The sequence below is a fragment of the Flavobacterium sp. CHNK8 genome, from assembly GCF_019774515.1.
GTDB classification, from domain to species: Bacteria; Bacteroidota; Bacteroidia; order Flavobacteriales; family Flavobacteriaceae; genus Flavobacterium; species Flavobacterium tiangeerense.
In genome coordinates this window covers 3,027,548-3,040,028 of the sequence record NZ_CP081492.1, presented here as the reverse complement: position 1 = coordinate 3,040,028, position 12,481 = coordinate 3,027,548, and the positions used below count along the sequence as shown (strand labels likewise).

The following is a 12,481-nucleotide window of genomic DNA, read 5'->3' as shown; positions in this document are numbered from 1 at the left end:
TCTACTCTGTAGGGGCTTTTTTTTGTTCATTTTATTTGGTGAAGTGTATTCTCAATGGTCCTCTTTATTATCTTTGTATTATGAATGAGAATCTAGATCCTACTGCAAATAATTATAATCTTGAAGATTTCGATATAGAAAGAAAGCTTCGTCCTCTATCTTTTGATGATTTTGCTGGACAAGATCAAGTTTTAGAAAATCTAAAGGTTTTTGTTCAGGCAGCCAACCAAAGAAATGAAGCTCTTGATCACACTCTTTTTCACGGTCCTCCGGGACTTGGAAAAACGACTCTTGCCAATATACTTGCTAATGAACTACAAGTTGGTATAAAAATAACTTCTGGACCTGTACTTGATAAGCCAGGAGACCTTGCTGGTTTGCTTACAAATCTAGAGGAACGTGATGTACTTTTTATCGACGAAATTCACAGGCTTTCTCCAATTGTTGAAGAGTATTTATACTCTGCAATGGAAGATTTTAAAATTGATATTATGATTGAATCTGGGCCCAATGCGCGCACGGTACAGATCAATTTGAATCCTTTTACCCTTATTGGTGCAACTACCCGTTCTGGGCTGCTTACGGCACCTATGAGGGCTAGATTTGGAATATCCTCTCGTTTGCAATATTACACTACAGAATTGCTTACTACTATTGTTGAAAGAAGTGCTGCAATTTTTAAAATGCCAATTTCTATGGAAGCGGCTATTGAAATTGCAGGTAGGAGTAGAGGTACACCCCGTATAGCCAATGCTTTGCTTAGACGTGTACGTGATTTTGCTCAGATAAAAGGAAATGGTTCAATTGATATTGAAATCGCGCGTTATGCTTTACAAGCATTGAATGTAGATGCTTTTGGACTAGATGAAATGGATAATAAAATTTTGAATACCATTATTGATAAATTTAAAGGAGGTCCTGTTGGTTTGAGTACTCTGGCAACTGCAGTTTCAGAGAGTAGTGAAACTATAGAGGAGGTTTATGAACCTTTTTTAATTCAAGAAGGTTTCATTATGAGGACTCCAAGAGGTAGAGAGGTTACTGATAAAGCGTATAGACATTTGGGTAAAATTAAAACGAATATTCAGGGTGGTTTATTTTAGAATTCTTCAAAATTACAATTATTCAAACTAGATCGAATTATACAAATTTTATTAAGGACGAGGCTTCTAGGCTTGGTTTCATGTCCTGCGGTATTTCTAAAGCTGAGTTTCTAGAGACAGAAGCTCCACGTCTAGAAAAATGGCTAAATTTAAACCATCATGGAAAGATGGCTTACATGGAAAATAATTTTGATAAAAGATTAGATCCTACTCTTCTTGTTGAAGATTCAAAAAGTGTTGTCTCATTATTACTTAACTATTATCCGAGTGAATTTCAAAACCAAGAGAGTTTTAAAATTTCGAAATATGCCTATGGTATTGATTACCATGACGTCATAAAAGGAAAATTGAGAGAGCTTATTCATTCGATTCAAACTAATATTGGTGCCGTTTCTGGACGTGCTTTTGTAGATTCAGCTCCTGTTTTAGATAAGGCTTGGGCAGCTAAAAGTGGCTTAGGTTGGATAGGAAAAAACAGTAACCTATTGACTAAAAAAGTAGGTTCCTTTTATTTCATTGCCGAGTTAATAATAGATTTAGAATTAGAGTATGATTCGCCCACTACAGATCATTGTGGTGCCTGCACTGCATGTATTGATAGTTGTCCCACTAATGCTATTGTAGCTCCTTATGTAGTTGATGGAAGTAAATGTATATCCTATTTTACAATTGAATTAAAAGAGAATATCCCGACGGAGTTTAAAGGAATGTTTAATGACTGGGCTTTTGGTTGTGATGTGTGTCAAGACGTTTGTCCTTGGAATAAATTTTCAAAGCCACATAGTGAACCTCTTTTTAATCCAAATCCAGATGTATTGGCGATGTCTAAAAAAGATTGGATAGAAATTACAGAAGAAACATTTAAAGTTGTTTTCAAAAATTCTCCTATTAAACGTACAAAGTTTGAAGGAATAAAAAGAAATATTGATTTTTTATATTAGATATTATTTTTTTTAAAAGTAGACTCTCTTGCAATAACTTTTGTTTCGAGTTCAATAGTTCTAGGCGAAAAAGGAATTTCTTTTTTGTGGCAATTCATTTCTTCTAATAATAATTTAAAAGATGTTACTCCCATTTCATGGCTAGGTTGATCAACAGTACTAAGTTTAGGAGTTAGTACCTGAGACATAAACCAATTACTAAACCCAATTACGGCAACTTGTTCTGGAATTTTTATTCCTATATCATTAAAATAAGAAAGTACTCCTACAGCTACAAGATCTGTAATGGCAAATATTCCATCAACATCAGGATGGTCAGCCATAATTTGTTTTGCGAAATCTATTCCTTCTTGAAAAGTTACTTTTTCACAAGTATACACTAAAGAAGGATCAAAGGGGATGTTGTTTATTTCTAATGCTTTTTTATAACCAATAAAACGGTCAATGGCATTTTGAGGATTTAAAGGCCCTCTTATATGTGCAATTTTTCGGTATCCGTTGTCTATTAAATGTTGAACCGCATTTCTGGCTGCAATTTGATCATTAATAACAACCTTTGAACTGTGAATCAACTTTGCAATTTTATCAAATTGTACAAATGGTATCTTACGTGCTATAATTTCCATAAGATGGCTGTCATCGTTTGATTCATTTGAGAGTGAAATAATTATTCCATCAACTCTTTTATTGATAAGCAAAGCAACTTGTTTTTTTTCTAATTCTAAAGATTCATTTGACTGCAGAATGATGACTAGATAGCCATTTTTTTCAGCCTCAGCAACAATCCCGTTTATTACATTTGAAAAAAAATGATGAACAATTTCCGGAATTATTAAACCAATGGTTTTTGATTCTTTTGTTCTTAGATTGACAGCAAAAGAATTTGGACTGTAGTTGAGTTCTTTTGCTAATGAAATAACTGCTTCTTTTGTCTTTAAACTAACGTCTGGATAGTCTTTTAATGCTTTAGAAACAGTTGTGATGGATATGCCCAATTTTTCTGCAATTTCTTTAAGAGTAGCTTCTTTCATTAAACAAATATGGTGAAATATTTGTTTATATCAAATCGAAAACGTTTTCGGTAATTCGAAAACGTTTTCGTTTGTGTGATTCGTTATTTTGTTTCTTTATAATTATACATTTGATAATTAAACCAACTAAAATTTATTAACTAATTTATTTTAAAACCATGAAAAAGTCTATTTCATTCATCAGGCAAATAGGGGTTATTGTAGCATTGCTACTATTTAATCTTTCTTTTGCACAAAATTCGACCGTTACAGGAGTTGTTTCGGATGTTAATGGAGCACCAATACCAGGTGTTAATATTTTAATTAAAGATTCCTCAAAGTCAGTTGTTACAGATATCGATGGAAAATATAATTTTTCAAATCTTAAAAATGGAACTTTTGATTTTATTGCTTCATACATTGGATATAAAAATGTTATGTTTAAAATAGAAGTAAATGGTAATGTGATTAAGAATATAACTTTAACCGAAGATAATAATGTGCTTGATGATGTTATTATTACAGGTGTAGTTAATCCTAGAACAAAAATTAAATCTAGTGTTTCTATTACTTCGATAAATACAAAAGAAATAGAGCAGTCTGCACCAAGATCTACTGCTGAGATTTTTAGAACAATTCCAGGAATACGTTCAGAGTCATCCGGAGGAGAAGGAAATTCTAATATATCAGTTCGTGGTGTGCCAATATCATCTGGAGGTTCTAAATATTTGCAAATTCAAGAAGATGGCCTTCCGGTATTATTATTTGGAGATATTGCTTTTGCAACGGCTGATATCTTTACAAGATTTGATGGTAATGTAGCCAGAATTGAGGCTATTCGTGGAGGTTCAGCTTCAACATTATCTTCCAATTCTCCTGGAGGAATTATCAATTTCATTAGTAAAACTGGGAAAACTGAAGGAGGAACTATGAGTACTACTTTTGGACTAGATTATGAAAATTTCAGAACAGATATTGATTACGGGGCTAAAATAGGTGATGGATTGTATTTTCATGTAGGTGGTTTTTATAGAACAGGTGAAGGCGTTAGAAAAACGGGTTTTAATAGCAATAATGGTGGCCAAGTAAAATTCAATATTACAAAAGAGTTTGAAAAAGGATCAGTAACGGTTTATGCTAAATTTTTAAATGATAGAGCAGTAGCATATATGCCAATGCCTGTTCAGGTTACTGGAACAAATGCTAATCCAAAGTGGACGAGCGTAGATGGCTATGATGCTACAAGAGGTGCCATGCAATCTATTTATTTAAATCATAATGTAGGACTTGGGACAGAAGGAAATGTAAGAAGAGAAAAAGTTGCTAATGGAATGCACCCTATTTCAAAATCCATAGGTGCAAATGCTACTTTTGATTTAGATAATAATTGGAAAGTTTCGGACAATTTACGTTACTCTGCTAACAGTGGTGGCTTTATATCTCCTTTTCCTGCTGAATTAGGAACGGCCGCAGCTATTGCAAATTCTTTTGGTGCAGGTTCTACGCTAAGTTATGCAAATGATGGGACAGCTTTTAATACTCCAAATGGATTAGTTGCTAGAGTTCATATGTTTGACACACAGTTGAACGACATGAGTAATTTTATGAATGATTTGAGATTGACAAAGAAAATAGATAACTTAGGTGTCACTTTTGGATTTTTCAAATCGATGCAAAATGTTTCAATGTCTTGGTTATGGAACTCTTACTTACAAGAAGTATCAGACAATAATCCGCGTTTAATTAATGTAAAGGATGTTAACGGAAATCTATTATCTGAAAACGGACTCTATGCTTATGGAACTCCTGCTTGGGGTAATTTAGCTAGAAATTACGATACACAGTATAACGTATCTGCACCTTACGTAAATGTTTCATTTGATTTATCTAAAAACTTATCTTTTGAAGGTGGGGTACGATATGATAACGGAAAAGTTACTGGTTCTTTTACAGGCGGGACAGCAACAAGTTACGATATCAATAATGACGGAATATTATCAGCACCGGAGAACAATGTCTTTGCTGTGAATACTGCAAATGATACTCCAGTTAATTATACTTACGACTATTTTTCATACACGTTAGGAGGGAACTATTTGTTAAATGCGAAACAATCAATATTTGCTAGAGTTAGTAGAGGTGCATCTGCAAAGGCTGATAGAATTTTATTTAATGGCTTGGATTATTTAGATGGAGATAAAATCAACGCTTTGGATTTTTTAATGCAATCAGAAATTGGATACAAACAAAAATTTAATAAAGGATATGTTTATGCAACAGCTTTTAGTTCTAAAACTGATGAGCAAGCAGGTTATGAGGCTGGTGCAAATGTGATTAGACAAAATAATTACAAATCTTTAGGTTTAGAGCTTGAGTCAGCATATGATTTATCAGATAATTTAAACCTTAGAGGTTCAATGACGTATACTAAAGCGGAAATAACATCAGGTGCAGATAAAGGAAATGAGCCAAGAAGACAGCCTAAATTGATGTATGGTGTAATGCCAACGTTTAAATTTATGGATAAGAAAAATACTTTAGGTCTAAGTTTTATTGGTCAGACTAAAGCTTTTGCTCAAGATTCGAATCAACTTGTAATGAATGGTTTTGTAATTGTAAATGGTTTTGTAGAAGTTGGTTTGACAAAAGGTTTATCAGTGAATCTATCGGGTAATAACATTTTCAACTCATTAGCAATTACAGAGGCAGAAGAAGGAAGTATAACTGAGAATACAGTAAACTATTTAAGAGCCAGGTCATTGACTGGAAGATCAATTTCTATGGCTTTGTCATATAGATTTTAATGAAATGTTTCATGATTAATTAGTGATTAGACAATTCCTATATTTTTCAATGTAGGAGTTGTTTTTTTTAATTTAAAACAAGAATAGGAGCATGTTTAAAAAGGTGAAACTTAATTTTTGGCAAATATGGAACATGAATTTTGGGTTCTTTGGAATTCAATTCAGTTTCGGGTTGCAACAAAGTAACATGAGTGCAATTTATAAATATCTAGGAGCTGATGAAGGTAGCTTACCGATGTTATGGCTTGCTGGTCCTATTACCGGTTTGATAATTCAGCCTATTGTTGGAGCGATTAGTGACGGCACTTGGTCACCAAAATTTGGTCGCCGAAAACCATTTTTCCTTATTGGAGCTTTAATCTCAAGTTTTGCATTGCTGGTAATGCCTTTTTCTAATTCTATTTTTATGGCAGCAAGTTTGCTGTGGATTTTAGATGCTGCAAATAATTTGGCCATGGAGCCATATCGTGCCTTTGTAGCCGACAAATTAGATCAAAAACAACAATCATTAGGTTTTTTGATGCAAAGTTTCTTTACGGGATTAGGCATAACATTGGCTAATTTTACCCCTGCTATTTTAGTGGCATTAGGGATTTTAGCAATTACGGATAAATTATCAAATGGAATTCCAACCTATACTTATTGGGCTTTTTTCATTGGAGCATTTGCTTCTATTGTTTCGGTTTTGATTTCAGTTTTTACAACAAAAGAATATCCACCCACTGAAGATGAGTTAGCAGTAATTAATGAAAAGAAGAATCAAAATATTTTCAAAACGGTTTTTGTTGACATTGTAATGGCTTTCCAAACAATGCCCTTAACAATGAAACAATTAATACCGGTTAAATTCTTTACTTGGTACGCCATGTTTTGTTACTGGCAATACATCACATCCACACTTTCAATTTCTATTTTTAAGACTACAGACCAAGCATCACAAGGGTTTTCTCAAGCTCAATTGTTGACTGGCAGTTTAAATGGAACTTATAATATCATTTGTTTTATGGTTGCTTTTTTATTGGTTCCATTAGCACTTAAAATCGGGGCAAAAGGAGTTCATTTTTTCGCTTTATTATTGGGCGGAATAGGTTTATTGAGTATTCCATTTTTAAACAATGTAGATGTTCTATTTGTAATGCACAATCCGTTTGGAGAAAACGTAGCCGTAACAACCATCTTTTTATACTCATTTGGTTTAGGGATTTCTTGGGCTTCTATGATGGCTATGCCTTATCAGCTTTTGGCTGGTTCTATTCCAAAAGATAAAACGGGCATCTATATGGGGATTTTTAACATGTTTATTGTTATACCAATGGCGATTCAAGTCTTGACCATGCAATACTTTGTGTATGATTTATTAGGAAGGAATCCATTAAATGTGATTAAACTAGCAGGTGTTTTTTTAATTTTAGGAGCAATTTTCACTCTTTTTATAACTGTTAAAAACCGAAAAGAAGCTATAGTATAATGGAAAATATAGATTATAAAAAAGCAATTGAACTATTACATAATGCTTCGTCTAAAGAAGGATTTTTAGCAAGTGCTCAAAACATTTCAAATTACAAAAGAGTTTGGGCTAGAGATGGAGTTATTTGTGGTTTAGCAGCATTAGCCTCTGCCGATGAAAAATTGATTGAGACTTTTGCTAATACATTAGAAACGTTAGCAAAAAATCAGCATCATAACGGTACAATTCCTTCAAATGTAATGATAGATGGAGATGTTGTAGAAGTGAGTTATGGAGGTTTAGCAGGTAGAGTTGATGCAGTGACATGGTTTGTTATTGGTGTTTGTCAATTCGCTTTTTATAAAAAGGACCACGCATTCATTCAAAAATATGAGAGTAATATTCAAAAGTGTTTACAGCTTTTAGAAGCTTGGGAGTTTAATAATAAACATTTGCTTTACGTCCCTCTTTCTGGTAATTGGGCTGATGAATACATAACAGATGGGTATGTGCTGTATGATCAATTATTGAGAGTATGGGCTCTAAGAAGTTATAATTATTTTTGCAAAAGTGATTTGATATCAAGTAAAATTGAACAAATAACGCAACAGTTAGTAATTAATTTTTGTCCAAACTCAGTTGGAGAGAAATACCATGAAAGGGCATACAAGGAAGCTAATATTCAAAATTTCATGCCTTGTTCGTTTTCGCCAGCAGGTTATAAGATGCAGTTTGATGCTTTTGCAAATTCCTTAGTACTACTCTTAAAGATTGGAACACCTGCACTTCAAGAAGATGTAGTGTCTTATTCATTAGGCTTGAAAAATAAAATGCCATTGAAGTTGCTACCTGCTTTCTGGCCACCAATAAAAGAGAATGATGCGGACTGGAACTTGCTGAAAAATAATTATAAATACGAATTTAGGAACTTTCCAAACGAATTTCATAATGGGGGAAGTTGGTCTATGGTTAATGGTTTTTATGGACTCGCCTTGATATCTTCAGCAAAAAAAGAAGAAGCTATTGAAATACTTCAAGCTATAAATGCTATTAATAAAATTGATAATTATAGTTTTTACGAAAATTTCAATAGTAAAACCCAATTGGCTAATGGGGTTTTGTATTGCACATGGAGCGCAGCTGCAACCGTAATGTTGCATCAAAGTATTTACAGTGATTTTAAATATTTAGTTTAAAAAAATGAAAAAATCTATTGATATAATTTGTATTGGAGAAGTTGTTATTGATTTTATAGGTCATCAAATTGACACTTCAATAAATAGAACTAAAGATTTTCATCGATTTTTAGGTGGATCCCCTACAAATGTTGCTGTTAATGCAACAAGATTAGGTTTGAAATCAGCTTTAGTAGCCACTTGTGGTCAAGATGGATTAGGAGAGTATATCGTTCGTAAATTGAAGGCTAATAATGTCATTACTTCCTACGTTAAAAAAATTGATGATAAGCCAACTTCGGTAATATTTGTATCTAAATCTACGGGAACCCCTGATTTTATTCCTTTTAGAGAAGCTGATTCTCAAATTGACCCGAGCCAGATTACAGATGATTTACTTGAAAGTGCTAAAATTTTTCATACAACTTGTTTCGCATTAAGTAAAGAACCTGCTCGTACCACCATTCTTGAAAGTGCTAAAAGAGCGAAGCAATTGGGGCTAAAGACAAGTATCGATATTAATTTTTCGGAACGAATTTGGAAGGATAGAGAGGAAGCTAAATCGGTGTTGAAAGAGTATTTAGCTACGGATCCATTAGTAAAACTAAGTGAAGACGACTGCTACAGGTTGTTTTCAGAAGCAAAAACCGAAGATTTTATTTTTGAATATTTTCATAACCTAGGTGCTTCAACAATTTGCTTGACAAAAGGAAAAGAAGGAGTGGTTTTATCAGACAAAGAGTTTGGACTTTTTCATCAAGAATCAATTCCAGTTATAGAGATAAAAGATGCCACGGGTGCTGGTGATGCATTTTGGACAGGCTTTTTATATGCGCAACTTTTGAATAAAAATTTTAATGATACTATTACGATAGCTCAAAAACTTGCAGTTCTGAAATTGCAAAATGTCGGTAGACTTCCTACTAATGTTGATATTGGTTCATTTATAGAATTAGATTAGCTAATTGCGCAAAGATATTCTTATTGCAATTTATATCCTTTTATGTTTATTTTTTATAACTTTATCATTCACTAAATGAATTGATTATGACAGTAAACCAAATTTTAAGCACAAAGGGGAAAGAGGTATTCTCTATACTATCAACCCATACAGTCTACGAAGCTCTGACCATTATGAGTGAAAAAAACATTGGAGCCATCCTCATTATTGAAGATACAGAACTAAAAGGAGTTTTATCAGAGCGGGATTATGCAAGGAAAATTGTTTTAAAAGCTAAATCCTCAAAGAAAACATTGGTTCATGAAATTATGGAGACGAATGTGGTGACCGTAAAACCAACAGATAATTTGGATTTTTGTATGGAATTAATGAGTACAAAAAGAGTGCGTCACCTGCCCGTTTTAGAGAATGATATTGTAATAGGAATTATATCCATAAGTGATGTTGTAAAAGCAATAATAGAGTTGCAAAAAGATACCATACAGCATTTAAACACTTATATTACACAGTAAATTAATATTTTATAATAAAGAAATAGCTGCATTTATATGCGGCTATTTTTGTTTCTAAGTTAATAAATTAGCCCAAAATTGGAAAAGAATAGTATAAAAGCTGACTTTTTAAACCAAGTCTTCTATCTTTGTGATCTAGAATAAAAGCAAAAAAATGGATAAAAATAACAAAAGAAGAGAAGCATTATTATACCACGCAAAGCCTACTCCAGGGAAAATTCAAGTTGTTCCAACTAAAAAATATGCTACACAAAGAGATTTGTCATTAGCGTATTCTCCAGGAGTTGCTGAGCCATGTTTAGAAATTGCAAAAGATATCAATAACGTTTACAAATATACTGCCAAAGGAAATCTAGTAGCCGTAATTACAAACGGTACCGCTGTTTTGGGTCTAGGGGATATAGGTCCCGAAGCCTCAAAACCAGTAATGGAAGGAAAAGGTTTGTTGTTTAAAATTTTTGCAGATATTGATGTTTTTGACATTGAAATAGGAACTAAAGATATAGAAGAGTTTATCCAAACGGTTAAGAATATTGCTCCTACTTTTGGAGGGATCAATCTTGAGGATATCAAAGCACCAGAGTCTTTTGAAATAGAAAGACGTTTGGTAGAGGAGTTAAATATTCCTGTAATGCATGATGATCAACACGGTACGGCTATCATCTCATCAGCTGCATTGTTGAACGCGCTTGAACTTGCTGACAAGAAAGCCGAAGAGGTTAAAATGGTGGTTTCAGGAGCAGGATCGGCGGCACTTGCTTGTGCTGATTTATATGTTTTATTGGGTGTAAAAGTTGAGAATATTTTCATGTTCAACAGCAAAGGTTTGTTAACAAGTGACAACCCAAGTTTGTCTGAACTGCAATTAAAATATGCAAAAAATATCCCTTCAATGTCTCTTGCCGAGGCTTTAGTAGATGCTGATATTTTTCTAGGATTGTCTACAGGAGGATTAATGTCTCCAGAGATGCTTCTTACAATGGCTGATAATCCTATCGTTTTTGCTATGGCAAATCCGGATCCAGAAATTGATTATAATGTAGCTATTGCAACACGTAAAGATGTTATTATGGCAACAGGAAGATCAGATTTTCCTAACCAAGTTAATAACGTTTTAGGTTTTCCTTACATTTTTAGAGGTGCTTTAGATGTACGTGCTACCAAAATTAATGAGGCTATGAAAATGGCTGCTGTCAAAGCACTTGCTTTATTGACTAAGGAGTCTGTTCCGGAACAAGTGAATGTGGCTTATGGAGCTACAAAACTTAATTTTGGTAGAGATTACATCATTCCAAAACCTTTTGATCCAAGATTGATATCTATTGTTGCACCGGCTGTAGCCAAAGCAGCTATGGAGTCTGGCGTAGCATTAAACCCAATTACAGATTGGAAAAAATACGAAGAAGAATTGAATGATCGTTTGGGTAACGATAACAAAATGGTTCGTTTGATTACCAATAGAGCCAAGATGGATCCGAAACGAATCGTTTTTGCCGAAGCAGATCATCTTGATGTTTTAAAAGCAGCTCAAATAGTACACGAAGAAGGTATTGGTTTCCCAATTTTACTAGGAAACAAAGAAATTATATTGGAACTCAAAGAAGAAATAGGCTTTGATGCTGATGTGCCTATTATTGATCCAAAAATTAAAGAAGAAGAGGCGAGAAGAAATAAATTTGCTTCAACATACTGGTCTTCAAGACAACGTCGTGGGATTTCACTTTTTGATGCACAAAAGCTCATGCGTGAAAGAAATTATTTTGCTGCCATGATGGTCAATGAAAATGAAGCCGATGCACTGGTAACAGGACATTCTAGAAGTTATCCATCAGTAGTGAAACCCATGTTACAACTGATTGATAAAGCAGCTGGAGCTTCAATAATTGCTACAACAAATATGATGATGACGGCTCGTGGGCCAATGTTTTTATCAGATACAGCAATAAACATCAACCCATCAGCGGATGATTTAGCTAAAATAGCAATCATGACTGCTAAAACAGCTAAAATGTTTGGAGTAGAGCCCGTAATAGCTATGGTGTCGTTTTCTAATTTTGGATCTTCATCAAGTGAAAACGCCTCAAAAGTGCGCGAAGCAGTAGCTTTCTTGCATAAAAATTATCCGGATATGATCATTGACGGAGAAATTCAAGCCGACTTTGCTTTAAACCCTGAAATGTTAAAAGAGAAGTTTCCATTTTCTAAACTAGCTGGAAAAAAAGTAAATACTTTGGTTTTCCCAAATCTAGAATCAGCAAATATTACGTATAAACTATTGAAAGAACTTAACAAAGTAGATTCCATAGGGCCTATCATGTTAGGAATGGGTAAGCCAGTACACATCTTTCAATTAGGCGCAAGTGTTGAGGAAATGGTAAATATGGCAGCAATTGCAGTGATTGATGCACAAGAAAAAGCTATCAAGAAAGCCAAACAAGTTTAATTTAATGCATTGTAAACAAATTGTATCGTAATTTTTTATCAGAAATTTATGCGTGTACAAATTTTGTTATATTTGGAACTATTTT

At 33.7% G+C, this 12,481-nt stretch carries 9 protein-coding genes; 8 read left to right on the top strand and 1 reads right to left on the bottom strand.

What is annotated here, in order from left to right; all coding sequences use genetic code 11:
* Positions 1-80 precede the first annotated feature (80 nt).
* Entirely contained in the window at positions 81-1,103 is a 1,023-nt protein-coding gene (ruvB, locus tag K5V07_RS13225; RefSeq protein ID WP_221917841.1) for a Holliday junction branch migration DNA helicase RuvB, read from the top strand.
* 20 nt (positions 1,104-1,123) lie between these two features.
* On the top strand, positions 1,124-2,044 hold the full coding sequence (gene queG, locus K5V07_RS13220) for a tRNA epoxyqueuosine(34) reductase QueG (RefSeq protein ID WP_167496924.1): 921 nt from the start codon (positions 1,124-1,126) through the stop codon (positions 2,042-2,044).
* Here the strand turns inward: queG and K5V07_RS13215 are convergent.
* On the bottom strand, positions 2,041-3,075 hold the full coding sequence (locus K5V07_RS13215; protein WP_144889561.1) for a LacI family DNA-binding transcriptional regulator: 1,035 nt from the start codon (positions 3,073-3,075) through the stop codon (positions 2,041-2,043). The genes queG and K5V07_RS13215 overlap by 4 nt on opposite strands.
* Before the next feature lie 158 nt (positions 3,076-3,233).
* Between K5V07_RS13215 and K5V07_RS13210 the strand changes: the two genes are divergently transcribed.
* From K5V07_RS13210 to K5V07_RS13185, 6 genes are all read left to right on the top strand, one after another.
* Entirely contained in the window at positions 3,234-5,858 is a 2,625-nt protein-coding gene (locus tag K5V07_RS13210) for a TonB-dependent receptor domain-containing protein (RefSeq protein WP_221917840.1), read from the top strand.
* Between the two features lie 103 nt (positions 5,859-5,961).
* Positions 5,962-7,326, top strand: a complete 1,365-nt coding sequence (locus K5V07_RS13205; RefSeq protein WP_255577972.1) for an MFS transporter — start codon at positions 5,962-5,964, stop codon at positions 7,324-7,326.
* Positions 7,326-8,501, top strand: coding sequence for a glycoside hydrolase 100 family protein (locus K5V07_RS13200; RefSeq protein WP_221917838.1), 1,176 nt, complete (start codon positions 7,326-7,328; stop codon positions 8,499-8,501). The genes K5V07_RS13205 and K5V07_RS13200 overlap by 1 nt, the downstream gene beginning before the upstream one ends.
* A 4-nt stretch (positions 8,502-8,505) precedes the next feature.
* Positions 8,506-9,441: a carbohydrate kinase family protein gene (locus tag K5V07_RS13195; protein WP_221917837.1), complete on the top strand. Its 936-nt coding sequence runs from the start codon at positions 8,506-8,508 to the stop codon at positions 9,439-9,441.
* 86 nt (positions 9,442-9,527) lie between these two features.
* Complete coding sequence (locus K5V07_RS13190; protein WP_144889552.1) at positions 9,528-9,953, top strand: CBS domain-containing protein; 426 nt, start codon at positions 9,528-9,530, stop codon at positions 9,951-9,953.
* Between the two features lie 154 nt (positions 9,954-10,107).
* Complete coding sequence (locus K5V07_RS13185; RefSeq protein WP_221917836.1) at positions 10,108-12,396, top strand: NADP-dependent malic enzyme; 2,289 nt, start codon at positions 10,108-10,110, stop codon at positions 12,394-12,396.
* The last annotated feature ends 85 nt before the right edge of the window (positions 12,397-12,481 follow it).

What these genes read in the sequence shown, in the direction of transcription:
- ruvB (WP_221917841.1), top strand. Translation starts at nt 81, where the DNA reads ATGAATGAGAATCTAGATCCTACTGCAAATAATTATAATCTTGAAGAT.
- K5V07_RS13215 (WP_144889561.1), bottom strand. Translation starts at nt 3,075, where the DNA reads ATGAAAGAAGCTACTCTTAAAGAAATTGCAGAAAAATTGGGCATATCC.
- K5V07_RS13210 (WP_221917840.1), top strand. Translation starts at nt 3,234, where the DNA reads ATGAAAAAGTCTATTTCATTCATCAGGCAAATAGGGGTTATTGTAGCA.
- K5V07_RS13200 (WP_221917838.1), top strand. Translation starts at nt 7,326, where the DNA reads ATGGAAAATATAGATTATAAAAAAGCAATTGAACTATTACATAATGCT.
- K5V07_RS13195 (WP_221917837.1), top strand. Translation starts at nt 8,506, where the DNA reads ATGAAAAAATCTATTGATATAATTTGTATTGGAGAAGTTGTTATTGAT.
- K5V07_RS13190 (WP_144889552.1), top strand. Translation starts at nt 9,528, where the DNA reads ATGACAGTAAACCAAATTTTAAGCACAAAGGGGAAAGAGGTATTCTCT.
- K5V07_RS13185 (WP_221917836.1), top strand. Translation starts at nt 10,108, where the DNA reads ATGGATAAAAATAACAAAAGAAGAGAAGCATTATTATACCACGCAAAG.